General features: G+C 55.5%; 25 protein-coding genes and 1 pseudogene. 15 read left to right on the forward strand and 11 right to left on the reverse strand.

Annotated features, from left to right (window positions below):
• Positions 1–2 precede the first annotated feature (2 nt).
• Positions 3–2,624: a GAP1-N1 domain-containing protein gene (locus BLR20_RS27670; protein WP_074595101.1), complete on the forward strand. Its 2,622-nt coding sequence runs from the start codon at positions 3–5 to the stop codon at positions 2,622–2,624.
• A gap of 613 nt (positions 2,625–3,237) precedes the next feature.
• Here BLR20_RS27670 and BLR20_RS25830 read toward each other — a convergent pair.
• Positions 3,238–3,786, reverse strand: coding sequence for a hypothetical protein (locus BLR20_RS25830; RefSeq protein ID WP_054992720.1), 549 nt, complete (start codon positions 3,784–3,786; stop codon positions 3,238–3,240).
• Positions 3,787–4,198: 412 nt separating this feature from the next.
• On the opposite strand from BLR20_RS25830, the pseudogene BLR20_RS28585 reads away from it, so the two are divergent.
• A pseudogene (locus tag BLR20_RS28585) lies at positions 4,199–4,396 on the forward strand (hypothetical protein); the annotation flags it as partial.
• 381 nt (positions 4,397–4,777) lie between these two features.
• On the forward strand, positions 4,778–6,136 hold the full coding sequence (locus BLR20_RS25840; protein WP_054992722.1) for an MFS transporter: 1,359 nt from the start codon (positions 4,778–4,780) through the stop codon (positions 6,134–6,136).
• 299 nt (positions 6,137–6,435) lie between these two features.
• Here the strand turns inward: BLR20_RS25840 and BLR20_RS28200 are convergent, their stop codons facing one another.
• The 4 genes from BLR20_RS28200 to BLR20_RS25855 all read right to left on the reverse strand — a co-directional run bounded on the left by BLR20_RS28200 (position 6,436) and on the right by BLR20_RS25855 (position 9,652).
• Complete coding sequence (locus BLR20_RS28200; RefSeq protein WP_046270774.1) at positions 6,436–6,858, reverse strand: type I restriction endonuclease; 423 nt, start codon at positions 6,856–6,858, stop codon at positions 6,436–6,438.
• Positions 6,836–7,057, reverse strand: coding sequence for a hypothetical protein (locus tag BLR20_RS28205; protein ID WP_032613473.1), 222 nt, complete (start codon positions 7,055–7,057; stop codon positions 6,836–6,838). Before BLR20_RS28205 ends, BLR20_RS28200 begins: the two co-directional genes overlap by 23 nt.
• 465 nt (positions 7,058–7,522) lie before the next feature.
• Positions 7,523–8,773 (reverse strand): ATP-binding protein, encoded by a 1,251-nt coding sequence (locus tag BLR20_RS25850; protein ID WP_235809986.1) that lies wholly within the window; start codon positions 8,771–8,773, stop codon positions 7,523–7,525.
• 252 nt (positions 8,774–9,025) lie between these two features.
• A complete protein-coding gene (locus BLR20_RS25855; RefSeq protein ID WP_054992723.1) occupies positions 9,026–9,652 on the reverse strand; it encodes a TetR/AcrR family transcriptional regulator in 627 nt (208 codons plus the stop codon).
• Positions 9,653–9,765: 113 nt separating this feature from the next.
• On the opposite strand from BLR20_RS25855, the gene BLR20_RS25860 reads away from it, so the two are divergent.
• From BLR20_RS25860 to BLR20_RS25875, 4 genes are all read left to right on the forward strand, one after another.
• Positions 9,766–10,686 carry an NmrA family NAD(P)-binding protein gene (locus BLR20_RS25860; RefSeq protein WP_054992724.1) on the forward strand — a complete coding sequence of 307 codons (921 nt, stop codon included), beginning with the start codon at positions 9,766–9,768 and terminating at the stop codon, positions 10,684–10,686.
• Positions 10,683–11,837, forward strand: coding sequence for an epoxide hydrolase family protein (locus BLR20_RS25865; protein WP_054992725.1), 1,155 nt, complete (start codon positions 10,683–10,685; stop codon positions 11,835–11,837). Before BLR20_RS25860 ends, BLR20_RS25865 begins: the two co-directional genes overlap by 4 nt.
• A 197-nt stretch (positions 11,838–12,034) precedes the next feature.
• On the forward strand, positions 12,035–12,370 hold the full coding sequence (locus tag BLR20_RS25870) for a hypothetical protein (protein WP_016566852.1): 336 nt from the start codon (positions 12,035–12,037) through the stop codon (positions 12,368–12,370).
• Positions 12,371–12,524: 154 nt separating this feature from the next.
• Positions 12,525–13,289, forward strand: a complete 765-nt coding sequence (locus tag BLR20_RS25875; protein ID WP_054992726.1) for a hypothetical protein — start codon at positions 12,525–12,527, stop codon at positions 13,287–13,289.
• A gap of 94 nt (positions 13,290–13,383) precedes the next feature.
• On the opposite strand, the gene BLR20_RS25880 is transcribed toward BLR20_RS25875, so the two are convergent.
• Entirely contained in the window at positions 13,384–13,878 is a 495-nt protein-coding gene (locus BLR20_RS25880; protein ID WP_010428540.1) for a hypothetical protein, read from the reverse strand.
• A gap of 249 nt (positions 13,879–14,127) precedes the next feature.
• Positions 14,128–14,541: a hypothetical protein gene (locus tag BLR20_RS25885; RefSeq protein ID WP_010428539.1), complete on the reverse strand. Its 414-nt coding sequence runs from the start codon at positions 14,539–14,541 to the stop codon at positions 14,128–14,130.
• Positions 14,542–14,906: 365 nt separating this feature from the next.
• Here BLR20_RS25885 and BLR20_RS25890 point away from each other — a divergent pair, with 365 nt between their 5' ends.
• The 6 genes from BLR20_RS25890 to BLR20_RS25920 all read left to right on the forward strand — a co-directional run bounded on the left by BLR20_RS25890 (position 14,907) and on the right by BLR20_RS25920 (position 18,832).
• On the forward strand, positions 14,907–15,677 hold the full coding sequence (locus tag BLR20_RS25890) for an SDR family NAD(P)-dependent oxidoreductase (protein WP_054992727.1): 771 nt from the start codon (positions 14,907–14,909) through the stop codon (positions 15,675–15,677).
• A 798-nt stretch (positions 15,678–16,475) separates the two neighbouring features.
• Positions 16,476–16,832 carry a DUF4190 domain-containing protein gene (locus tag BLR20_RS25900; protein ID WP_032657686.1) on the forward strand — a complete coding sequence of 119 codons (357 nt, stop codon included), beginning with the start codon at positions 16,476–16,478 and terminating at the stop codon, positions 16,830–16,832.
• A gap of 16 nt (positions 16,833–16,848) precedes the next feature.
• On the forward strand, positions 16,849–17,289 hold the full coding sequence (locus BLR20_RS25905; RefSeq protein ID WP_025990847.1) for a DUF805 domain-containing protein: 441 nt from the start codon (positions 16,849–16,851) through the stop codon (positions 17,287–17,289).
• An 85-nt stretch (positions 17,290–17,374) separates the two neighbouring features.
• The gene (locus BLR20_RS25910; protein ID WP_074595103.1) at positions 17,375–17,812 is read left to right on the forward strand and encodes a GFA family protein; all 438 of its coding nucleotides are present in this window, start codon (positions 17,375–17,377) and stop codon (positions 17,810–17,812) included.
• 225 nt (positions 17,813–18,037) lie between these two features.
• Positions 18,038–18,403 carry a histone-like nucleoid-structuring protein, MvaT/MvaU family gene (locus tag BLR20_RS25915; protein WP_010428530.1) on the forward strand — a complete coding sequence of 122 codons (366 nt, stop codon included), beginning with the start codon at positions 18,038–18,040 and terminating at the stop codon, positions 18,401–18,403.
• Between the two features lie 129 nt (positions 18,404–18,532).
• Complete coding sequence (locus BLR20_RS25920) at positions 18,533–18,832, forward strand: hypothetical protein (protein ID WP_074595104.1); 300 nt, start codon at positions 18,533–18,535, stop codon at positions 18,830–18,832.
• 128 nt (positions 18,833–18,960) lie between these two features.
• On the opposite strand, the gene BLR20_RS25925 is transcribed toward BLR20_RS25920, so the two are convergent.
• Positions 18,961–19,851 carry a hypothetical protein gene (locus BLR20_RS25925; protein ID WP_074595105.1) on the reverse strand — a complete coding sequence of 297 codons (891 nt, stop codon included), beginning with the start codon at positions 19,849–19,851 and terminating at the stop codon, positions 18,961–18,963.
• Positions 19,852–20,006: 155 nt separating this feature from the next.
• Entirely contained in the window at positions 20,007–20,894 is an 888-nt protein-coding gene (locus BLR20_RS25930; RefSeq protein ID WP_074595106.1) for an SDR family oxidoreductase, read from the reverse strand.
• A 97-nt stretch (positions 20,895–20,991) separates the two neighbouring features.
• Here BLR20_RS25930 and BLR20_RS25935 point away from each other — a divergent pair, with 97 nt between their 5' ends.
• Entirely contained in the window at positions 20,992–21,813 is an 822-nt protein-coding gene (locus BLR20_RS25935) for a helix-turn-helix transcriptional regulator (RefSeq protein WP_074595107.1), read from the forward strand.
• 226 nt (positions 21,814–22,039) lie between these two features.
• Positions 22,040–22,714 carry an HAD family hydrolase gene (locus BLR20_RS25940; protein ID WP_074595108.1) on the forward strand — a complete coding sequence of 225 codons (675 nt, stop codon included), beginning with the start codon at positions 22,040–22,042 and terminating at the stop codon, positions 22,712–22,714.
• A 101-nt stretch (positions 22,715–22,815) separates the two neighbouring features.
• On the opposite strand, the gene BLR20_RS25945 is transcribed toward BLR20_RS25940, so the two are convergent.
• Both BLR20_RS25945 and BLR20_RS25950 read right to left on the reverse strand, forming a co-directional pair.
• On the reverse strand, positions 22,816–23,064 hold the full coding sequence (locus BLR20_RS25945; RefSeq protein WP_010428521.1) for a hypothetical protein: 249 nt from the start codon (positions 23,062–23,064) through the stop codon (positions 22,816–22,818).
• Positions 23,065–23,147: 83 nt separating this feature from the next.
• Positions 23,148–23,618 (reverse strand): Lrp/AsnC family transcriptional regulator, encoded by a 471-nt coding sequence (locus BLR20_RS25950; RefSeq protein ID WP_002555835.1) that lies wholly within the window; start codon positions 23,616–23,618, stop codon positions 23,148–23,150.
• Positions 23,619–23,675 lie beyond the last annotated feature (57 nt).

Consider the following 23,675-nt stretch of genomic DNA (forward strand, 5'->3'; position numbering starts at 1 on the left):
GTTTGGAATCTCTAGACGAACAACTTCATGGGTATCGGCAGGGACATCAACTGCTCTCCAGCACCGTTCGCCTCCCCAAAGACGACCAGGATCTTATTGATCGCCTTTCTGACATCGCAGGCTCTTTAGGGCCCAATGAGCGTTTCGCTCCTTACATTACTCTTTATCCACTCCCGAGTGGATCGCAATATGTAGTTGCTAAAACATGGCAGGACCTGGACGCCCCTCGTGCCGGCTGCGTGCGGACGCGAAGCATTTTTGTACCAATGCCTGCATGGATTGAGCTAGAGAACGTTGCCGGTGTTGTTGATCTCGTTTCTAAAGCCGGGGCTTTTGATGCCGCAAAGAAGCGCACATTAATTAACGCTACACCTTCTCCCTTAGCTGAGATTGACCCACGACAGGGTATTGAACTTGTCGAAGCACTATTTCTTGAGGACCGCGCCCCAATTGTTGTCTTCGACTCAGAATACGCGGAAATACTTACGCTCAGAGTAGTTACAGCACTCTGGCCGAGCTTCCGAAGAAATTTTTCAGCCTCTACATTCTGCCGTTCACCCAGATCAATCGGGCGGCAAAGTTTCGATCTGGTTTTTGCTCCCAAGGACGCGCGTTCCCGTTTCGGGGATTGGATCGGGAGGCGAATTGATGGCCGAAAGAAAGATGCAACTCGCCATCAGTGGTCAAAATCTATAGTTGAAAGTGTATTAGTTACGCCTTATCCATCTTTGAAGATGTTGGACTCTATAGGCGAGTTATCTTCTGACGGTAGAGGATCGGAGTCTGCTCTGCGTGTCTCCCTACTGTGGGAGGATCTCAAGAAAAAATCCAGCACCACGCCGAATGCAGCACTTGGATTGCTCGATATCGCGAGTACTCGTTCCTCGCGTAATCCAGAAATTATTCGATCTCTAGAACCTGTCTTGGTTAAGTCAGTACATATGGCAGTCGCTCAGCTTCCTACAGAGGACGCATGGCGGTACCTCAAGGCGCTCACATCAAAGCTCAGTAACGAGCCGATATCATCCGGAGTGAGGAATGAAATTTCCGAATCAACCCAGATACTTACACGTGCTTCGCCCGATCTGGCTATCCAGTTCGCTACATCGTTCATAGGCTCAGGAGTTTTCGATCCGCTGATTCACAGCATATGCGTTACTTTAGAATCGCTCTTTGATCGAAATATTGCTGCAAAGTTTTCTGATCTGAACGATATGGACTTCATCTCCCTTTCTCTTTTTAACCCTTCGCTTCTGAAGAAAATGGTGCAGGAAGGCAGTTCGCTGTCTATTAGGTTGGCTCATGCAATTTCAAGCACCCGTCGTGAACTCTCCCGAGAGATGTGTAAAAGTCTGAGACCTTTGCTTGTATCCGACTCGCATGCAGCTCTTGCAACAATACTCTTCGAAGATATCACGCCGGCCGAACTCAAATCTCAGATTGTACGCACTTATGATGCCAATGAGTTCCGTCACACTAAGATTCTCGCAGTTCTTTTGGATTACACGCGCAGACTTGGAATAGCAGAGAATGTTCGCGATATGGTTGCAGCGTTCCAGCCTAGCAAGTACGTCGATACAACTCTTGCGGAGCTTATTGGACACAAGCCTAGCGACCTTGAATGGGTGCTAATTGGCGACACGCTCTCTGACGAACGCCGCCAGGCGTTTCTCTATTCGATGCTCTCTTCGGCCTCACGCAGTGAGCTTAATAATATGCTTTCTTCTACTGCCTTAGTAAAGGAGGTCTTCAAGATATTGGGTTGCAGCTCAGCTGCATATGTAAATCTGCTTAGTTCGACTCTTAAAGATATCGAGCTTCCTGCCAATGAGACTTACAAGTTAATCCTAACTTTGAGACCTCATCTCAGCGGGAAAGATGCGCAGGATTGGGCCCTTAGGATAATAGATATCTCGCTGAAACTAAACGTAAGCAGTGTCAGTGCAAAAAAACTAGCCAGTTTTCTCAATGAGGCAGCTTCTGAGCTATCAGGTGCGCGCTTCTTCGCTATTGGCCTGGACAAAAATGTTTCGTCAAAGATTGTGGAGCGCAATATTGAGGCGACCAAGCACTGCAAAGGCGATGCTCGAAAGCGGCTGCTGGGATCAGTCAACGAACTCGCGGAGCAGTTGGTAAAGCGACTCCCTCTAGACTTGCCTCTAGAGGCAACCGAGACGATTGCAGATCTACTTTGGGAGTCAAGTCAAAAACACTACCAGTCTCTTGAAAAAGCTTCTGCGCAATTACTACCATATCTTTTTAAACAACAATCTCCAGCCGCATCCCCATTAATAGCGGCCACATTCCCTGTCATCTACCTTGAGCTAGCGCGCGATATTCCATCGTCTCTCATTTCGCGCATTTTCCGCTTCGGTGATTGGGATAAATGCAAAACAGCCCGCCAGGCTTTGATTGCCGCATTTATTAGGTCAGACTGGAGGATCACTGATATTGCGACTACTGCAGCACGATCAGCTGACACTAAAAGGATCTTTGAAACACTTGCATATGAACCAGGCGGATACAAATTTCTTCGCTCCCTGTCTTCAGAGATTGATCTAGTATCTGCCAACAGTAGAGGCTCTATAGAGTATGCGCTGAAGCAGATCCTAGATGAAGATTGAGTCTGCAGATTGCTTAGCGTGACCACCCTCCAGCTGAATCGGCCCTAATGTCGTTGACGCATCCGAGCGGTTTCTTTTGGCCGTTAGCGGCCACCGTACACAGTTGCCCGTACGGCACAGAGGCAACGGCAGCGTTACACAGTTCCGTATTGTTACATCACATACACAGAAACTCCCGACGAAGTGTTATAGCTATTTTATCCTTATTTTTCATACACTTAAGAATTAACGTTACACCTGAAACACCAGTTACACCGCGTTTGAAGGGTCTGGCCCCCGCCCCCCTATGAGGTGAGCCCCATCAGCGAATGGAATCCGGCATACGCCGGGGGACCCTGAGGGCTTCCGTTGCATACGGGGCAGGGAACCCGCGCATCTTGAGTAGCCGACGTTTTCACAGCTTAGTGAACTGGTGAACCCGGTGAACTCACCCAATCAGGTGGTGAACCCGAATGTTCATTCCTTCAGCTACTGATCTGCTGCCGTCAACCTGTCAACTGTCAACCAACGTCAACCGATCAGCAGCTACCAAATCCACGCGGGTTTCATGCCCCGTGTTCCTCGAATGCCGCCAGGGTCCCCGGCGTTAATCCTCTGGGAATGGCGAGGCTGACTAGCTGACGTCAAGTGACTCGAAAGCTCCTCCTGTAGCCTCTCCGGAGGAAATACAAACTTTGAACGGGTACCAAGAGTCCTCCAAGTACCATCCCTCCCCCGTGATGAATCCATCCGCGAGGGAGACTTGGATATCCCTAATTCCATCTAAAGACAAACGCTCAGTGCACCAGACCTCAGCCTCTCCTTTGAAAAGCCTAAGCCACAACCCATTTGAAACGAGGGTGCTACCCAGCTCTGGGATGCTGATCAAATTCTCAATATCGCCACCGAAGTGCTTTACGAGCAGTCCGTTACGAACGTCCACGATGTAACCCTGACCACCGGCAACTACGATCACATGAAAAGTTGATTCCACTTCCAACACGCAGTTGAAGCGGCAAAACCCGGGTTGGAAGTTTCCCACCCAAGAAGGCATCCCTTCAGGCAAGAACCTGATAACGATCCCCTCACTATGCTGCCCTTGGCCGGTTGCACTGAACTGGAGAGGAAGAGGGCCATCACCTGGCAGCCCAGGAAGAAGCTGATGATGCGGCGTATCGGTCATAAATTTGCCCGGCTGCGGAGTTTATTTCAGTCGAATCATGACACTACCTGCCCCTCCGTTACAGAGGCGTGACCTTCCAAAGGTGGGGCAGCTATCGAGGAGCTGTCAATCTGGGTTGAACACAGAGGGTCTACAGAAGTGGCACAGAACATTTGAGTAGCACTGGATACCCTGGATGGATGCAGATTCATCACCCTTGCTCTCGCCTCACTGGCGGCAGAAGGTAGCGCCGTGTATGCCCACGTGTATGCCTAACCGAGTCACCACCAAACAAACCCTTTAAATACGGGGCTCTTACTAACCGGTTCAAACGACGCCTGGGCACCATATTGAAATCTAGATGTGTCTTGGATAGTGGACAGTCTACAAAGAACTCCGAAAGCCCGCCTTGAGCGGGCTTTGTTGTTTCTGGCTTTTGGTGCTGGATGAGGTCGTCATGTGCGCTCCGCACTTCATCGGCGAGAAGATGTTGGCCCAGCAAATGGCCCAAGCGAACAAGGAACTGAAAGCGGGCATCGAGGTACGCATGCTCGCCCCCCCAACCGATGCCAGCAAAGGCCTCGGTATGTTCGACGCCCTGAGCGGTTTCCAAGATGCGGCAGCACTGGCACACCGCTCACCGCCTTTCTCACAACCCCAGGAAAAAGATGTATTTATTTTCATACACAATTCGAAACACCTCATCCCCCTAAATCCGAACCCCTCAGACAATACAACCGGACATATTGTCGCACCCCAAAAAATGGCTTGCGGTTGTGATGAATCGTTTCATCTGGCATAAAAGGTCGGCTTCGGGCTCGAAAATCTAGGAAAACATAGATTAATGGGTCGACGATAGCTGCTCCAATGTCAGACCCCACGCGTCAAATAATCAAGCCAGTTTTGCTCGCTGCCCGAAGCGGATGCCTGTGCTATCCAATCTGTCTTTCAACCTCATCGAGGCCATTCCTACGGCGCGCCCAAACGTCGTGCAACAAAAAGGACCGGAAAATTGAGCGATCAATCAACTCCGAACACTCCACTCGTTAGATTCTGCGACAAAGTTGGTATTCCCTATCCCATGTTCTGGGGTTTTGTCGGCCTGTTGATCTTCATGATCGGCGATGGCGTAGAACTCGGATACCTCTCGCCCTTCCTCAGTGAACGCGGCATGCCCGGCGATGAAGTCGCCATGATCTTCACCATCTATGGCGTCACGGTCGGTATTTCATCGTGGCTCGCCGGCGCGCTCTCCAATATCTGGGGCCCGAAACGGGTGATGTTCATGGGGTTGATCATCTGGAGCGTGTTCGAAGTGCTCTTCCTGGTCTACGGCCTGCAGGAATTGAGCTATTCCATGATTCTGCTGACCTATGGTTTGCGCGGTTTCGGTTATCCGCTCTTCGCCTACGGTTTTCTGGTCTGGATCGCGGCTTCCACGCCGTCCCGCAAGATGGGCATGGCCGTGGGCTGGTTCTGGGTGGCTTACGCCGCGGGCCTGCCAATGCTGGGCTCTCTGGTGGCGAGCATCGCTATTCCGCTGATTGGCGCGTTGCTGACCTTCTGGTTGTCTTTCGCCCTGGTGGTCATCGGTGGTGTGATTGGTCTGGTCGGGATGCGCGAAGCTCATGGCATGCGGCGACTGGCGCCGGAAGGCGAGCGCCCGCTGGTGTCGATGGCTAAGAACATCACCATCATGTGGACACGTCCTAAAGTGTCGTTGGCCGGTATCGTCCGCGTCATCAACACCTCGTCGATGTTTGGCTTTCTGGTGGTCATGCCAGGGTTCTTCATGCAAACCGTTGGCTTCACCCTGGAAGAGTGGCTGCGCCTGCTGACCATCGTGTTTGTGTTCAACATCATCGGCAACCTGGGCTCCAGCGTCATCAGCACCAAGATCGGTTATCGCAACACGATCCTCTGGTTTGGCGCAGTGGGCAGCACGATCAGTACGCCGCTGTTCTTCTTCATGCCACAGGCGTTTCCGAACGACTTCCTGATCGCCTCGATCTTCGGCGCCTTCTACGGCCTGACCCTGGCGTGCTTCGTGCCGCTGTCGGCGCTTGCACCTGCTTTGGCACCGAACAACAAAGCGGCTGCCTTGTCGGTGTTGAGCCTGGGTGCAGGCGCGTCGACGTGGGTTGGCCCGGCTGTTGTTGCGATCTTCAATGAAAGTTATGGCATTGAAGGCGTGGTCTGGGCGTTCTCCGGGTTGTACGCACTGAGTGCTGTGCTGACCGTATTCCTGAAAGATCCGGAGCCGGTGCATGACCCGATTCTGATCAAGATCAAGCGTCGGATCAAAGTGTTCGCGCCGCGTCTGGATTATCGTTGGGCTCACGCTGAGGATCCGAAGCAAGGGCAAAGCTGATTCAGAGCCCCAAGCTTTGCAGGAAAGAGCCGCCGCAGACTGCACACGCACTCTGCGGCGGCTTGGCTTTATTTGCGTGATTCATGCCTGGGCACTCTGTTGAAATCTAGATGTGTTTTGGACAGTCTACGAAGAACTTTTGAGTACTAGCCATATGGACCGGACATGCTGAAACGCACCTAGCTCGCACATATCTCAGCCCAGCATGCCCCTCATGCTCTGCTGCAACGAAGACTTGAGCGCCGTATCACCGGCTACAAGGCGATAAAGCTCTAGGTCCTGACCGCGGCGTATCAGCATCACTTCCTCGAAGATCTTCTCGAATGGCTACTGTCGCGATCCTGCTTGTACTGCTTCTGCCCGTGATAACGGGCGGTCTGGCCGGTCCAGGGGTTCTTCAGCTCCAGCGTGGCGAAGGGCAGCCCGTTGATGAAAAGCACCAGGTCGATCTCTTCTAAGGTATTGCTCAGGGAGTAACGCACCTGGCGGGTGCTACTAAAGAGATTCGCCGCGAACTGGCGTTTGTTCCGCTCCGAGCTGCTCGCCAACGGCGCGGGGTACATGAGGTTGAGGTGCACATCGTCGATGGCCAGGCCGCGCTTTAGTAGGTGCAGCACTCCGTATTTTTTCGCCATCCGGTCGAAGCGCTCCAGAATGCGCAGGTCCCAGTCCTCGTAGCGCTGCTTGAGGCGTTCCAGCTCATCGCTCTGGCTGGCCTTCAAGGAACTGCCATAAACAGCGAGCATCTACGGCATAGCGGGCATTAAAGTCCTGGGCGCGGCCCAGTTGGTAAGCGTGATGGGTGCTGAAGGGCAATTCTGCCGCGCGGTCGCGGATCACATTCTGCTCTTCCAGGCAGGTGCCGGTCAGGTACTTTTCGATACTCGCTTCCAGCGCCTGCTCGTTGGTTTTGCTTACCATTCCAGCTTCGTTATCCCTTGTTCGCTTATTGGGGCCAGGCTCGCCCAGCGTGGCGCGCGAATGTCTAAAAATATCCAGCCAACGGGGTTTAGATATTCGTCGCTACTTACCTTTATTTCTACTAATTCATTGATTTATATAGGGTTAAAAGCTGGAGCAGGCTCGGTTGACAATCTGCAAAATGTCTAACACCCCGGCTAATTCGTCTAAAGCGCTCATGCAGCCAAATGAGCATTTTTTCCAAGGCCCTAATCTACAAAGTTTTAGGGTGCTGCCTGGAGGCGTTGGCCGCATCAGTCAAATGGCCGGCAAATTGAGCAGTGCAAGTGGGAGCGGCTAAAACCGCGCCTTTCCTTGGCCTGCCCGCTTGCAATGGCCGCTCCAGTCAAATGAGTTCGGGCAATGCCTCCAAGCATCTTTTGTCATCGCCAGACCATTTCCTGAATGTCTAAAAATGTCTAGAAATTAGCCTTTAGACATTTGCCACAGCTTACCCTTTGGCTCGATAACCCCTTGTTTTTTCAAGGATTTCAGCAAGTTCTTAATCTTGTGGGCCTTCTGTTGAATGTCTAAAACGTCCGGCAGTTTGTCTACGAGTAGCTTGTCGATGGCGGACCGTCTGGCCGATCCGGACTGTTGGATTAATTCGCAGATCAGACGCTTGTAATGCGTGTCATCAATGCCACGGTTAAGAATGTACTGAGCTAGATCGTCGCTGTGCCGCGCCACTTGAGCGGAGATATGGAAATTGGGCTTGCGCCCCTCGATCAGCCTCTGCGCCTTGAGATGGCGAACCTGTGCATCACTCAGTGATTTGTGCTTCTGCACCCTATCCAGCAGGATGATGTCGTCCAACGCCAGGTTGGGCAGCTCGGCGAGCTTGCGCGCATAGCTGATGTCCAGCACGCGCCCGGTGATGGTCACCTGCACGCGGTTTTGCTCCAGCTGGTATTCCGGCAGGGGGAAGAAGCGATTCTTCTGGATCAGGAACATTTTGCGGATGCCGCTGCCGATGGTGTCGATCATGTTCAGGTTGACCATGGCATCGGTGAGGAAGCGGTTGCGATAGCGGCTTTCCGGCGCGTCGGCCTGGATCACCTGCTCGACCGATCCGGGAATAAAAGCGCCGGGGTTGCTGAAGCACAGCTGTCCGTCCTCGAACTCCACCACCGAGACCTTGCCGCCCAACTGGTAGTCCTGATGGGCGATGGCGTTGTTGAGCGCCTCACGGATGATAAAGGGGTCGTACTGATCGACCTCTTCGGGGAACAGCGAGCTATCCGACATATAGCGGTATTTCAGGTTTCGGATCTTGCGGTACACCTCGTCGGCACTAGCCAGCAGCGGGCAAGAAAAATGCTGGTAGTCACGCTCTGAGCCGTCACGATCCTTGAGAATCCAGCTAATGGTGGGCGAGGCCGGATTGAGCCAGTGCGCTGCCTCAGGCTTACCCAGCAGCAGGATGGCGGTACGCGTGATCTGCCCCTGAATGGTCAGCTTGGATTTGTTGAGAAAGGCTTCATCGCTCCAGGCCGGCAGTTCGGCAGCCATCTTGGGATGCTTGGTGGCAAATTCGCGGCGAGCCAAGGCGATGGCCTCCGTACTCAAATCAGCCAGACTTGCGCCGGGACAAATGCCCGCACTCCAATCCTGCGGACGATTCTGGCCACGGATGCGCTCGATTTCTTCAAGCGACAGCGGCCCGAGGGATTGCAAGCTAAGGAGCGCATCTTAACCAATGCAGCCGCGCTTTTGGCAGAGAAGACAAGCAAAGGGGTGACCTTGCCTCTGCACAGCAAACCGTCCTGGCCCCGACCATGCATTGCCACCTACAAGCGTGATGGTGCACCTATCAGGAATCGCGGCTCAGCTATCAGTAATGAGCAATGGCAGGCCTCTTGAGCCAAAGCCCCGGGAGGGCTTTACCGTCCAGCCCAATTACTTCAAAACACCTAAAACCCAACCTCCTCACCCCAACAACCCAGCACTCCCAACCATCCTCACCCCCCACTCCACCCGCTCAGCAATACCCTGAATCAACACACCCCGATCCTCCCCCAGCAGCGCTCTAAGCTGATGGGGAGCGAACACCAGATCAATGAATTGACGGGCCAGTGCGTCAGGGTCGGTGGGCTGGTCCGGGCCCGCCAATATCGCCGAACGTACTCTGGTGAAACCGCCTTCCCACCCGATTCGGTTGACCTCAGCCGCCAGCAGCGGGGTGCGGTTGGAGGTGGCGATTACCAGGCGCATCATGGCCAGGGTATCGGCTTGCAGTGCGTGTTCGAGGATGCCGTGGCCCACGTGCTGCAGGCGGCCTTCGAGGGGGAGCGCGGGAGTCGTTTCGGCGGGCGCCAGCAAGGTGGCTACGTGGCGTCGTACAACGGCTTCGAACAGCGCTTCTTTGTTGGCGTAACGCGCATAGAGCGTGGCTTTGCTGGCACCGGCCGCGCGGGCGATGTCTTCGCATGAGGTGCCTTCGAAACCGCAGGCCAGAAAGCGCTGCAGCGCGGCATCCAGCAATCGACGCTCGGCCTCGCCCGCCTGGTCTTGCCTGGGCCTGCCGCCTTTGGATTTGGTCTTGATCGCTGTCATGGCCGGCAACTTACAGCCCGCTTGTTTGTTCGTCAACTAAACGGTAACGTTCAGTTAAATGGAAGCAGGTAAACGCCGTTTCTACCTATTCATAACGATCAAGGAAGCGCTTTGTGAATGACGCGACTGCTTTACCCATAGTGGTTGCTGGCGCTACGGGAGATTTGGGCCAACGCGTCGTGCGGGCCTTGGCAGAGCGCGGTGCCCATGTCATAGCGCTGGTTCGTCCGGGCACTGAGTCAGCCCGGCTGAATGGCCTGCGCAACAGCAGCACGACGATCACGCCTGTTTCACTGGATGACGCTCAGGGCCTGCGCCGTGCCATTGCCGGTTCGGGTTGTGTGGTGTCTACGCTCAACGGCCTGGAAGAGGTGATCATCGGGCAGCAGGGCAGGCTGTTGGAGGCTGCGGTGGCAGCTGGCGTGCCCAGGTTTATTCCCTCGGATTACTCGCTCGACTACACCCGTACCCGACCTGGCGATAACCGCAACCTGGACCTTCGCCGACGCTTCGTCACCCAGCTCGATGCGGCCGACATCAGCGTGACCTCGATCCTCAACGGTGGCTTTCTGGAGCTGCTCGAAGGCGACGCGCCGATCGTGCTGCCTGGGCGCCGGGTGCTGCATTTCGGTGATGCACAACAGCCGCTGGACTTCACTGCCAAGGACGACGTAGCCGCCTTCACCGCCGATGCCGCGCTGGATCCCCACACGCCGCGTTTTCTGCGCATTGCCGGTAACAGCCTGTCGCCTGCGCAGATCGCCAGCGTCCTCACCGAACTGACCGGGCATCTCTACCGCACGCTGCGCCCCGGCAATATCGGCACGCTGTCCACCCTTATCGGTGTGGTGCGCGCGCTCACGCCTGCCAGTGACAAGCCGTTCCCGGCCTGGCAGGGCATGCAATACCTGCGCGACATGATGAGTGGGCGCGGCAAGCTGCTCAATCTGGATAACGACCGCTATGGCCAACGTGAATGGGCGTCCGTTCGTGACACGCTGGCCCGTACCCATGTGCAAGGGAGTAAACAATGACCGACCTTATCGAACCCTTTCTTCTTCAAGTTCCCCAGGCGCAACTCGACGATCTGGCTCAGCGCCTGGCGCAAACCCGCTGGCCTGACCCCGAAACCGTGTCCGACAACAGCCAGGGGCCACGGCTTGAGCGTCTGCGCGCGCTGGTCGAGCGCTGGCGTAATGGCTATGACTGGCGGGCCACCGAAGCACAACTCAACCAGTGGAACAGCAGCCGGGTCGAGATCGACGGCCTTGGTATTCACTTTCTGCACATCCGCTCGCCTCACCCTGGCGCCTTGCCCTTGCTGATGACCCACGGTTGGCCGGGCTCGATTCTTGAGTTCCGGGCGATGATCGGGCCACTTACCGACCCTGTCGCCCACGGTGGCCAAGCTAGCGATGCGTTCCATTTGGTGATCCCGGCGCTACCGGGCTTTGGTTTCAGTGATAAGCCGCGCTCTACAGGCTGGGGCGTGGGCAAAACGGCGGCGGCCTGGGCGCAGTTGATGGACCGTTTGGGCTATGGCCAGCGCTGGGCCGCTCAGGGTGGGGATTGGGGCGCGGCCGTGACCACCGCTCTTGGGCACATGCGCCCGCCTGGCCTGATCGGCATTCACCTGAACATGGTGATGTACCAAGCCACCGAGGCGGAAATAGCGCAGGCCACGCCTGAAGAGCAGCGCATGTTGGCCGACGCGCAACGCTACGACCGAGAGCTTTCCGGCTACATGAAAGTGCACAGCACCCGGCCGCAGTCAGTCGGCTTCGCCCTGTCGGATTCGCCCGTTGGCCTGGCGGCGTGGGTGTATGCGCTGTTTCAGGATGCCTCCGACAGCGGCGGTGAGCCTGAGCGGGTAATCGAGCTCGATGCACTGATCGACGACATCATGCTGTACTGGCTGCCCAATGCTGGGCCCAGCTCGGTCCGCTTCTATTGGGAAGGGATGCGCGAAATGCAACAGCACGGCCCTGCCCCCGCGATGCCAATCCCTGCCGGCGTGAGCATGTTCCCGGGCGAGCTGCTGCGCCTGTCACGGCGCTGGGCACAGGCGCGTTTCGACGATCTACGGTTCTTCGCGGAAGCCGAGCACGGCGGTCACTTCGCGGCCATGGAAAACCCGGCAACGCTCACCGAGCATGTGCGTGAGACCTTCCGCCTGCTGCGTTGATACTTTTGCAGGCGTGCTGAATATCTCGGATGTGGAGCGCTTCGCTGCAACCGGAAACAGCCGCTCTCGGAGTTGGCGGACGCGCTATTGGGAGAGTGCTGTGAGGCAATCGTAGAAAAATGCCTCAAGCACCAGGCCAGCGAGTAAAGTACCGCCGCCCGAGATTTGGATCCGGGCGTTTTCCATGGAGTTTTATCGTGAAGTCAGTGAGTAAAGTTGTCGCCGCAGCAGTATGTGGTCTGGTTCTGGCAGGTTGCACCGGCACCCCTATGAAAACCCCGCAATACGACAGCAGCCAATACACCGTCGTAGGTCACAGTGAAGCAAGCGCCACCGGCCTGATGCTGTTCGGTCTGATCCCGATTCGTCAGAACGATCGTTTTGTTCGCGCGCAGAACAGCGCCATCCAGGCCAAGGGTGGCGATGCGCTGATCAATACCCAGGTGCAGGAAAAGTGGTTCTGGGCCTGGGTTCTGAACGGCTATACCACCACCGTTTCTGGTGATGTGATCAAGCTGAAAACCGCTAAATAAGCGGCGTCCGTTTTCGGAAAGCCCGGTTCGCCGGGCTTTTCTGTTTCTGGCTATCGGATGCGCTGTCGGGCGATGGAGTAAGCGCTGACATGCATCGTTACCCACCGCCAAAAGGTTTAGCATTCAGCCCACCTTCGGATGTGAAGTTTTCTGCATGACGGCCTTCTACCTCAAGTTACTCATCACCCCCGCGCTCATGCTGGCCATTTCATTGGCGGCCCGGCGCTGGGGCACCGGCGTGGCGGGGCTACTTTCCGGACTGCCGATGACTTCGGCGCTGGTCATGTTGTTTCTCAGCCTAGAGCAAGGCACCGAATTCGCCTCGATGGCGGTGCCCGGCGCACTGGCCGGACTGGCCGCGATTCAGGCGACTTACCTGTTTTATTTCCTGATCACTCGACGCGTTTCAGCGCTGACGGGATGTGTCCTCGCGCTCGCGGTGTACGGCGCAATGGCCTTTCTGATGAACCTGTCAGGCTTACTGGCGCTGTCGATCATTTTCACGCTGCTGATGATTGCACTGATCATCGTTACCACCTCGAAACAGACACCGCCGGACGTAGCGTCATACGTGGCACTGCCGCGCTGGGTCATTCCGATGCGAATGCTGACGGCCACCCTTCTGCTGCTGGCGATTACCGCAAGCGCCACCTGGCTCGGGCCGGTGGTTAGTGGGCTGCTGGCGCCAATCCCGGTGATCGCCTGGCCGCTTGCAGTGTTCGTCCATGTTCAAGGCGGGCGTTATGAACTGGCGGCGATAATCAGGGGCAATGCGATTGGCGCCGTCGGTGTGGTGAGTTTCTACCTGACCCTCAGGTATTCCATATTGCAATGGGGCGCGCTGCTGTCTATCGCGGCTGCCGTTTTGCTGGCGGTCGTGGTGACGGCTGGGCTGGCGCGGTTGTTGGCGAGGCGGTAGGGTTTATAGTTGCTCCGCTGAACGATGTGTAGTTCTGCGCCCGCGAATGACAGGCGCCTGTCGGCCAAAAGCGGACGCGCCAGTCACTACATCCTCAGCTATGGGCGACGTCATGCCGACTTCGCACTCGTAGTACAAATACGCCCCACACGATAAACATAACACCTACAACCACACCGCCAACAATGGCCGAATTTTTTATTTTAGATCGATCCAAAGATTTGGTTCTTTCTGGATCACGTATGATTTTTTCGCCGTCATCAAGTGCAACCAGCTTGTTCCTCCTAATCCCGCCATAAACTGACTGACGATACCAATGAGCTGTTACGCGCCTACCGGTCAAAGCTTGAAGCTGCTCTTGCGAAAAACATCGCGTCGAGCCACTCATACCCAGAGAGCAACTGAGAACAACAGCCCCCTGCTCATTGGAGATTGACAAGTACTCGTCTCGCCCACCTGTTTTGACGGAAAACGTCCCGACAGCCACCTCCAACTGTTCGGGCCACGTAGACGAAATCAGCTTATCGACCACGACCAGGCACTCAATGGCAAATATCACAAAAATCACGATCAAATAACGTTTTCGCATCAAAGCCCTTCCTGGAAAATGATGAGCACGGCGTGAATCCGGCTGCTTCGCCAACCTCGCATAACATTAGATGAATGTTTGACGGTCGGTTTACTTTCACGATGCCCAGCAAGATTTTGCGGGTTGATGATTCGCATTGAGCTTCAATGCCTGGTAACACAAGCAGCGCACGGGGAGATCGGTCGTAGGCGTCCGCTCTTGGCCGTTTGCGGCCCCTCGCGACAGGCAGCAATCTGTGTAAACGAGCACTCAACCGACTCGCAAGATTGCCCACGCAATGTAGAGGGCGGGCTGGCAGATCAGGATGACTGTCGCGAGCATCGTGCCGTAGGCAAGCCTGGCAACTGTCGAATGTGCTCCCGAAGGCAAGACCACCGCCGAGCAACTCATCCGTAGAGTGAATACGATGAGCAGCACCAACTGCGCGCACACATAGAGGTTGAAAGCTGGCGTTGCTGGAAGAAAATAATCGACAGGGCAAAGCAAAACCCCGAAGAGTGTGCCGAACAGGATCACGTGCCGGAAGTTCTTGGACACCTCGGCAAAGCTTAATTCGAATCGCACGCCGGTTTTGCTGCTCATCAACCAGGCATAGAGCATGGTAAAGCCAACAGGCAACGCGTAAATACCCAAGACCGCGTACAGCAAATACCCCCCTATCATGACGTTCTCCCTGCAAGTCCATTCATCGCAATTTCCATCTCCTGCCAGATCCAGTCGTCTCCGGCTGCGTGGAACCTGAGTTGGTTGATGAGTGGATTATCCCGTAGCAGAACTCGGCCGGATAGCGATCGTGCTGGGAGGATTCTGCGATAACGACCTCCCCTTTTCTCATGATTTCTCTACCATGAAGCATTGAGCATATATCGCATGAATACAGCTCTTGAATTTCCTACTGTGGCGCTTGGCCGATACATCAGCATAAGCCCCCTTTCGTTGAGCTCCCGATTGGTAAGCAACCGTCCGCCTGAACGTAATGTCTGGCCCCGAAGTCAAAAACACTTCAGCCATGCTCCTCAAGGTGCCTTATGAGTTTGATACCCGAACTGAACAGCGAGGCTAACGTGCTGATATGCGGAGCCAGCCGAGGTATCGGCCTGGCGCTGTGCGCGGCGTTGCTTGCTCGCGATGATGTGGCTCAGGTATGGGCGGTCGCGCGCGAAGCCAGCACTTCCACAGAGCTGGCAACGCTTGCAGAGCAATATGGCCAACGCATCAAACGCGTCGACTGCGACGCGCGCAATGAACAATCCCTCGAAGCACTCGCGAGCGAGACGCTTGAAGGATGCGATCATCTGCACCTCGTCATCAGTACGTTAGGCATTCTTCATCAGGACGGTGCAAAAGCAGAAAAGGGCTTGGCGCAACTGACGCTTGAGAGCTTGCAAGCGAGCTTCGCGACCAACACCTTCGCACCGATCCTGCTGCTCAAACACCTGCTCCCGTTATTGCGCAAACAACCTTCTACCTTCGCGGCGCTCTCCGCGCGGGTTGGCTCTATAGGCGATAACCGATTGGGTGGCTGGTACAGCTACAGAGCCAGCAAAGCGGCGCTCAACCAGTTGCTGCACACGGCCAGTATCGAATTGAAACGCCTCAACCCGGCCTCTACTGTCCTGGCAATACACCCAGGCACAACTGACACAGAGCTGTCTCAGCCCTTCCAGGCGAACGTACCTGAAGGCCAACTGTTCGAACCGGCGTTCTCGGCGGATCGCATCATTGAGGTGGTAGGCGCACATGGACCGGCCGACAGCGGGACCTTTTGGGATTGGGACGATAAGCCTATTGCCTGGTGACTTATTTCACTTTTGAAAATTTAGAACCTATTAGGCCTATGATATTTTCGATATCCACTGGTACGAACAGAGCTCGGCATGATGATAAGTGATGCAGATTTGGCGGAAATGCTTCCTTCCGCGCTAACGGGCGTCACTGTCGGGATCGGTTCGCAGATCCTGCTTTTTGGTGATACAGCTAGCGTAGTAATTCAGTGCCCATTCGTCACTGATATCGATAGGGTATGCAAGTGGGGACATGGTGAAGACGCTGCCACAAGTCTTTTGCTGTTTGATTTTTTGAACCTCGATTGTGGAGGCTGTTTCAATTGATAGTTTTGGGGTATTAACCATCACCTTCAGTACGCAGACAGTCTTGAAACTCTTTCCTGAGAGGAATGGATTGGAGTCGTATGTGGTGAATACGCGGCGCGATATATTTCCAATTTTGGTGTGGTAAACAGAAAAATACGATGGCTATCAGGGGCGAATACGGCGCGAGCCCAGGCTTGCTAATGACTCCGAAGGCTTACATTGTCGATTCGATTGCAGCACGTGGAGGAGGCGCAAGCTCGTTTAGCCCCTTGCCCCTTGCCCCTTGCCCCTTGCCCCTTGCCCATCGCCACGCTAGCTAGCTAGCTAGCTAGCGATCAAACCAACGTAAACAACTGACTGCAAAACACCTCAAAACGTCGTGCAGTCGCCAAAATTATAAATAAAACTAACTAATTCTTGGCAATACAAACCTTTTAACCCAGAATTTGCAGGCATTAAAGCGCTGGCTGGTGGTCTGAAAGCTACTCGATATAAGGAAATAAAATGGCGATGGTCTTCTGTCGTGGCTGCGCAAAGGAAATACATGAAACGGCACTCAACTGCCCGCAATGTGGCGCCAGTCAGGTCTCCGCAACTCCTGTGAAACAGCTACAACAAACGGGCTCTCCGTGGATGGCTATCGTCTCTCTGGTGCTGGGCATCCTATGCTCGCTGGCGCTGTTCGACGATGGTGAATGGGATCTGGATACCGTCGTGGGGCTCGGCATGTGCTCGATAGCCGGACTGGTTCTGGGCGTCATCAGCATCAACAAAAAGTTGCCTGGAAACGGAATAGCGATAGCAGGCACTGTCTTGTCAGCGGTATCGCTGCTGATATTTTTTGGATTAATAGCTAACTGATTTAGGGAAGAATGAGATGGCATTTTGTCGTGGTTGTGCAAAGGAAATCAGTGATGACGCTGGTACGTGTCCGCACTGCGGGGCTCCGCAACTGGTTGTTTCGCCAGCCGGTGCGAACACCGATAACCCGCCTGCGTGGAGCTGGTATTCAGACGTTCTGAAAAAATATGCAGTATTCACGGGCAGGGCACGCAGAAAAGAATACTGGATGTTCTTTCTGTTCAACATCTTGATCTCGATTGTCCTCGGCTTTATCGGCGGGCTGATAGGTGATGGCGGCATTATCGCTAACCTTTATTCCCTGGCCGTGTTGGTCCCAGGTGTCGCGGTGGGTGTTCGCAGGTTGCACGACACGGACCGCAGCGGCTGGTGGCTGCTGGTACCGATTGCCAACCTCGTCTTCCTGATTCAGGAAGGCCATCCAGGACCTAACCGATTTGGGCCAAGTCCTAAATAAAGACGGTGTGAAGATGTGGTCGTCTGGCCACATCTTCACAGGCTTTTCGCTGCCGCGCAGCCAATAGACGGAGTCACCGGTTTATATGGACACCTCTGACGGAACGTTACAAGGCACATGCCATTGCGGCGCTGTACGATTTCAAGTTCGGCTTACTGACGGATTCAAGGCCGTCCGGCGCTGCAACTGCTCCTATTGCCGCATGCGCGGTGCGATCGCGGTGTCAGCAGCCCTGGAGGATATAGAAATCACTTCTGGCGAGGCGATGCTCAAGCTCTATCAGTTCAACACCCTGCAGGCGAAGCATTATTTTTGCTCACAATGCGGGATATATACACATCACCAACGACGCTCCGACCCGGCTCAATACGGTGTTAATGTGGCCTGCCTTGAAGGCGTCAGTCCATTTGATTTTGAGGAGGTTCCAGTCAACGAAGGGCGAACTCATCCGAAGGATAAAAGTGCTGGAAGCGGGCCGAATATTGCTGGACACCTACGCTATCTTCCTAATACCAATGCCTGAGATAAGGTAAATCGCTCAAGCGACCTCAATGATCGCTCTGGCCGAAAGCTGCTGACTCTGTACCAGGGAATTCGCATTTAATAACCGGAAGCCCGGATAATCCGGCTTATCGCGTTACTACAGCGCATTGGAAGCCATCGCGCCTCTGCGGAAAAATTAGGCTGAACTTGTAACGGATGAGATCCCTCTCACTTACTACGCACACTTGTTTATAAGGAAAATACCATGTCCAAACTCGCAGAATACCGCCAGCTGGAAAAACACCTTGCCGAGCAACTTCAGGCACTGGAGTCGATGAAAGGCGACCAGGGTCTCAAGAAGGAAATCGAGTTCGAAACCAAGCTGCGCAAGCTGCTTGAGCACTATGGCTTCAGCCTGAAGCACATCATCAATCTGCTGGACCCACAGGCCTCGTCCCGTGGCCAGATCGCTGACAAGCCTGCGGGCAAGCGCAAACCGCGCGAACTCAAGGTTTATAAAAATCCGAAAACCGGTGAAGTGATCGAGACCAAGGGCGGGAATCACAAGATTCTGAAGGAGTGGAAGGCGGAGCATGGTTCCGATGTGGTTGAGGGTTGGCTGAAGAAATAAAGCCTTGCCTGTCGATTGATCAAGGGCGCCGGCTTGTCACCGTTGGCGCTGTTGAACAGCTGACGCCGGGAACGATCCGCGGCGGCTGTTCGTCTGACCCGTATCGACTCACTGAAAAGGTACAGCGCAATGGACAAGACGATCACCGTGGACCAACTGGCGACCACTGACCTCAGATCAGTCAACGAAATATGGCTCGGCGGTACCCATACCCAGCTGTGCCTATGGCGTGGTGAACAAGTCCCTACCCACGACATGCTCAGCGAGGGCACCCATGATCAGAACGCCCGGCGCCTGTGCCTGCAGCTGGTCAACCCTGACGATAAGGCTGCAGTAGCCAGCGTCGAGGCGCTCGTTCGCAATAGGTTGGAAAGAATGGGGAGCCAGGGCGAGTTTTATCCGGCAGAGAATGCGGACACTCACCAGTAAATCATTCTGATTACCCGCGACTCCCCAGGCTCTGGGCTGTTTTGCCGGACGGTAGATGTGTGACGCAGAGCGTCACGCACTGCATGCCAATGTAGAGCATTGGCACGATAGTTATCTCCACCTCCCATTCAAGCCCCGACCGCTGAGCGCGCTAAAAAACGTGCCCGCACTTTCGCCCACACCTCGCCAATCGGCATAAAACACACCGAAATCAACCTCAACAATCCAGGCACATTCCTGCGAACCGGCGTAACAGGCTCACTCGCATCATGGACGGCAAGCAGATATCGATAAACCCGACGGCTACTCATAGGCAGCAACCCGATCTGCTCAAGTACCGAAGGGCCGATCTCGCGGGCCATGCCGGTGACCATGATCCAGAGCAATATGATTTCGGTGCACAGGAAAGTGACGATTACGATATTGGCACCTATCGTTCGCCAGTCTTGTAAGGCATCGAAGATGGCATCGATGCTGCTGCCCAAGGTCACCATCGTTGTAAAGATCGCGGCGATGGTGAAGAGTGCCGCGATGAATCTGCCAGGGTCAGGTAGCCGGAATAACGCAGCAATACGTGGCCCCATCGTGTCGTGGCTGGCCAGTTGCTTGAGCTCCTGACGCTCCTCCCACAGCTGTCTCAGCGCCCTCGCCTTATCGACAAGATCGTCCGGCTCGCAGTGATAGCGTGCACATAGCCAGTCCTGTTTCAGCTTTAACCGTTCGGAGGGCGTGGTAATCGAAGCGGCCCCCATTTGTTCTGCTCTGATTCGTGCATATACCTCTGCAAGATGCACGGTGCATATCAGGGAAATCAGCAGGACGGGCAGCAAAGCGGGAATGTAGTCAGTCAGGGTAGGCGCAGGTAGAAACATAAGCGCCCCTGAAAATGCCAATATCAATGCCGCCATCCAGATCAGACAGATACGAGCATCACGCCGACGCCAGGCCTCTTTGAAAGGCGCACGCTCAAATCGCTCAAAGTGTTCTTCTACATCCTTACGCAACTGATGGATGCTCATCGTTTGCTTTCCTTGCTTGGCAAACGCACGATTTTAAGCAGCCTGTCCGGTAACGTAATTAAACAAATTGTAAAAAAAGCAGTGTGCCTGCGCGCACTTTTTCGCAAGTCCCCGGGCAGTCAGGCCAGAACTCAACCTGAGCCCGGGCGCCACACTCACCCCTTCGAACAACCTCCCAAATCCTCAATCAAACCTGGCCCCCGTGGCTGCCATCCCAAGCGTTCGCGTGTCTTGTCATTCAGGCTGCTCATGTCCTTGGCCACAAATGTCGACAGCCAGCCAAAGTGTGCGGCAGCTTCATGGGCGGGTACGGCCAACGTGGGCAGGCCGAGGTGTTCTCCGATGGCTTCGGCAATCAGGCGAAAAGTAATGCCTGATTCGGCAGTCGCATGATAACGAGCCCCCGGCTGATGTTTCTCCAGCGCCAGGCGATACAGGCGCGCCGTGTCTTCAAGGTGCGCTGCGGACCACTGATTGAGGCCTTGGTCGATATAGGCCGAGCAGCCTTTTGCCTGCGCCTGTTTGATGACTTCGCTGACCAGGCCCTGTTTGACCGGGTTGTGAATTTGCGAGAGGCGCATGACGACTACGCTGACGCCGCGTTGCAACAGCGCCTGCCCGGCGAGTTCCGAGGCGACTCGAGGGTTGGGGTGCGCCGGGTCGAAATGATCTTCGTCTGCGGCCTGCCCGGGTGCTGAAGAGCCCATCGCCGTGCTGGAGGTGATAACCAGCGGGCGCTCGGAGCCTGCCAGTGCAGAACCCAGCGCGTCGATAACACGAGCGTCCTTCTGGCAATTGGCGACGAAGTGCGCGAAGTTGTGATCAAACGCCGTGTGAATCACCGCGTCGCATTTGTCCACGCCACGCTGAAGGCCGGACAGGTCTTCGATATCGCCGCGATAGGGTTCGGCGCCCATGGCAAGCAGAGCTCGGGCCCCCTCTTCAGAGCGTGTCAGCCCTACTACCTGATGGCCTGCGTTGATCAGTTCCCAGGCCACCCGAGTACCAATAAAGCCTGTGGAGCCGGTTATAAAGACGCGCATATTCAAATCTCTCTTTGCTGAAGACGGCAGAGTGCGCGTAACGTTTATCCCGTAAAAGACGTGACGTTATCAGGGTATAAACACCAACAGGATCATCATGGCCAACCCGCTGGGAACGTATTTGAAAGACTGTCGGGCTCGTCTGGACCCTGCGAGTCTGGGGCTTTCCACCACGCGTCGGCGCACGCCGGGCTTGCGTCGGGAAGAAGTTGCCCAGCGCGCCAATATCAGCGCGACGTGGTACACGTGGCTGGAACAAGGGCGCGGTGGCGCGCCCTCCGCCCAGGTTCTGGACCGGATCGCGCAAAGTCTCTTGATGACCGAGCCCGAGCGGGAACACTTGTTCATGCTCGCTTTTGGTCATCTGCCCGAAGTGGTCTACAGCGCGCCCGAAGGCGTATCGCCGCGCTTGCAACGCATTCTGGATACCCTCGCGTTCAGCCCTGCCTTTATCAAGACCGCCACTTGGGATGTTCTGGCCTGGAACAACGCGGCGGCGGCCGTATTTACTGACTACAGCCTGCTGCCCCTAGAGCAGCGCAACATTCTGCGCCTGATGTTTTGCAACGCCGGCACGCGGGCAAAGCAGGACGACTGGCAGGCCGTCGCGCGCTTTATCGTCGCCGCATTCAGAGCCGACGCCACCCGTGCCGGTGCCGCCTCGGAACTCCGCGAACTCGCTGACGAACTGTGCACGCTCAGCGCGGATTTCGCTGCGTTGTGGCGTGACAACGATGTGCGTTTACAGGGCGAAGGCACCAAGCGCCTGCGGCATCCGGTTCATGGGCTGATCGAGCTGGAGTATTCGGGTTTCGCCGTGGATGGTCGGCCGGATCTGTCGATGATTGTTTATAACCCGGTCAGCGCCGATGACGCGGAGCGGGTTCAGGCGCTGGTGGAGGGTTACTTACAGCGTTAGCACGGCTGGAGAGTGCGAAAGATCGAACCGCCATCCCATCACGTACTCGAAAGTGTGTGACCTCAAAAACCAGTCTTTCCCTCCATCTGGCAATGCCGTATTTGAAGCCCCGGTACGGCCCTCGCGTCATTGATGATCGCCGCATTCCGATACCGCCGAACAGGTGTCGACCACAACGCTCCGGACCTCGCCAGATGGTCAATCCGAATTCAAAAAGAGTAACGCTATGAGACCCCAGACTTCCTTCATCTTCGACCTGGACGGCACGCTGACCGACAGCGTTTATCAAAACGTCGCCGCCTGGAAAGAAGCGCTGGATGCAGAAAATATCCCGCTCGCGATGTGGCGTATTCACCGCAAGATCGGCATGAGCGGCGGACTGATGTTGAAATCACTGTCGCGTGAAACCGGCTTGAACATCAACGAAGAACAAGCTGAACAGCTTAGCGAGAAACATGCTCAGGCTTACGAGCGTCTGCAAGGACAGATCATCGCACTGCCCGGCGCTGTCGAGTTGCTGGAGACGCTCGACAAGGAAAACCTCAAGTGGTGCATCGCCACCAGCGGCGGGATCGATACGGCGACGATCAACCTGAAAGCGCTGAAACTGGACATCAATAAGATCAACATCGTTACGCGCGATGACGTGAGCTACGGTAAGCCTGACCCCGACCTGTTTCTGGCAGCTGCAAAGAAGATAAACGCACCTATCGACGAGTGTCTGGTGATCGGTGATGCAATCTGGGACATGCTGGCGGCCCGTCGCTGTAAGGCAACCGGCGTCGGCCTGTTGTCGGGCGGCTATGACATCGGCGAGCTTGAGCGTGCTGGCGCGTTGAGGGTGTACGAAGACCCGCTGGATCTGCTGAATCATCTGGACGAGATTGCTTCCCGCCCTTGAGTCGGCGGATTCATCATTGCATCCATGTGAGCAGCTCAACGTCCCTGCAGGAGGAACACGTTTGAGCTGTTGCAGCCCCTCCATACGAGGGCTGTGCTGCTTCAGCCCGGCAACGTACCGCCGCCCTCATCCGACACGCTATCGGCCTCGTCCACTTCAGGCTCGCCTTCATCGTAAGTCTCGTCGTGTTCCGTACGCTTCTTCACCTCATCGCCTTTTTTCGGGCCGACACCGGGTCTGTTCGCATTCATGGCCAGGACCGGGTCGGCTTCTCGGTCGTACTGGCCGAGTTGCGGGCTGGCGGGGTCTTCTTTGGGTACGCTGTCTGTGAGTATGTGATCGGTTGTCATGTCAGCCACCTTTTTCGTTTGCCAAAGAATGTGGACGTGGCATCGGGCCGAGGGTTCGATTCAATCGATGAGCGTGGCTGCGTTCAACCGCCAAACGAGGCGTATTGCAAGGGCAGGCCGGTGGTGAATTTGATCTGTTCCATGGCGAAGCTGGAGCTCACGTCGCTGATACCGGGGATGCTGATCAGTTGCTTGTACACCGCGTCGTACCCTGCGATGTCGGCCACGACGATGCGTAGCATGTAGTCGGTGTCGCCTGCCATGCGGTAGCACTCGACCACTTCAGGCAGTTCGCCGACAGCAGCGTGAAACTGTTCGAGCCAGGCGGCATTGTGCTGGTTGGTGCGAATGGCGGCGAAGACGCTGACTGACACGTTCAGCCGCTGCGGATTGAGCAGCGCAACCCGGCGATCAATGATGCCGGCTTCTTCCAGCTTCTGGATACGCCGCCAGCACGCGGTGCTGCCCAGGCCGATACGCTCGGCGATGTCTGCCACCGAGCGGGTGCAGTCGGTTTGCAGGATGTCGAGAATTGCCCGGTCGAATTTGTCCATTAGCGGTTTCCTGCGTAAGTCGCCCTGCACTGAGCGTGCGGAACAATGGGTGTCTGA

This window comes from Pseudomonas congelans (genome assembly GCF_900103225.1).
In the GTDB taxonomy this organism is placed as follows: domain Bacteria; phylum Pseudomonadota; class Gammaproteobacteria; order Pseudomonadales; family Pseudomonadaceae; genus Aquipseudomonas; species Aquipseudomonas congelans.

Coding starts and splice junctions, on each gene's coding strand:
- BLR20_RS25830 (WP_054992720.1), bottom strand. CDS start 3,786: ATGACCGATACGCCGCATCATCAGCTTCTTCCTGGGCTGCCAGGTGAT.
- BLR20_RS28205 (WP_032613473.1), bottom strand. CDS start 7,057: ATGGTAAGCAAAACCAACGAGCAGGCGCTGGAAGCGAGTATCGAAAAG.
- BLR20_RS25855 (WP_054992723.1), bottom strand. CDS start 9,652: ATGACAGCGATCAAGACCAAATCCAAAGGCGGCAGGCCCAGGCAAGAC.
- BLR20_RS25865 (WP_054992725.1), top strand. CDS start 10,683: ATGACCGACCTTATCGAACCCTTTCTTCTTCAAGTTCCCCAGGCGCAA.
- BLR20_RS25875 (WP_054992726.1), top strand. CDS start 12,525: ATGACGGCCTTCTACCTCAAGTTACTCATCACCCCCGCGCTCATGCTG.
- BLR20_RS25880 (WP_010428540.1), bottom strand. CDS start 13,878: ATGCGAAAACGTTATTTGATCGTGATTTTTGTGATATTTGCCATTGAG.
- BLR20_RS25885 (WP_010428539.1), bottom strand. CDS start 14,541: ATGATAGGGGGGTATTTGCTGTACGCGGTCTTGGGTATTTACGCGTTG.
- BLR20_RS25890 (WP_054992727.1), top strand. CDS start 14,907: ATGAGTTTGATACCCGAACTGAACAGCGAGGCTAACGTGCTGATATGC.
- BLR20_RS25900 (WP_032657686.1), top strand. CDS start 16,476: ATGGCGATGGTCTTCTGTCGTGGCTGCGCAAAGGAAATACATGAAACG.
- BLR20_RS25905 (WP_025990847.1), top strand. CDS start 16,849: ATGGCATTTTGTCGTGGTTGTGCAAAGGAAATCAGTGATGACGCTGGT.
- BLR20_RS25910 (WP_074595103.1), top strand. CDS start 17,375: ATGGACACCTCTGACGGAACGTTACAAGGCACATGCCATTGCGGCGCT.
- BLR20_RS25915 (WP_010428530.1), top strand. CDS start 18,038: ATGTCCAAACTCGCAGAATACCGCCAGCTGGAAAAACACCTTGCCGAG.
- BLR20_RS25920 (WP_074595104.1), top strand. CDS start 18,533: ATGGACAAGACGATCACCGTGGACCAACTGGCGACCACTGACCTCAGA.
- BLR20_RS25925 (WP_074595105.1), bottom strand. CDS start 19,851: ATGAGCATCCATCAGTTGCGTAAGGATGTAGAAGAACACTTTGAGCGA.
- BLR20_RS25930 (WP_074595106.1), bottom strand. CDS start 20,894: ATGCGCGTCTTTATAACCGGCTCCACAGGCTTTATTGGTACTCGGGTG.
- BLR20_RS25935 (WP_074595107.1), top strand. CDS start 20,992: ATGGCCAACCCGCTGGGAACGTATTTGAAAGACTGTCGGGCTCGTCTG.
- BLR20_RS25940 (WP_074595108.1), top strand. CDS start 22,040: ATGAGACCCCAGACTTCCTTCATCTTCGACCTGGACGGCACGCTGACC.
- BLR20_RS25945 (WP_010428521.1), bottom strand. CDS start 23,064: ATGACAACCGATCACATACTCACAGACAGCGTACCCAAAGAAGACCCC.
- BLR20_RS25950 (WP_002555835.1), bottom strand. CDS start 23,618: ATGGACAAATTCGACCGGGCAATTCTCGACATCCTGCAAACCGACTGC.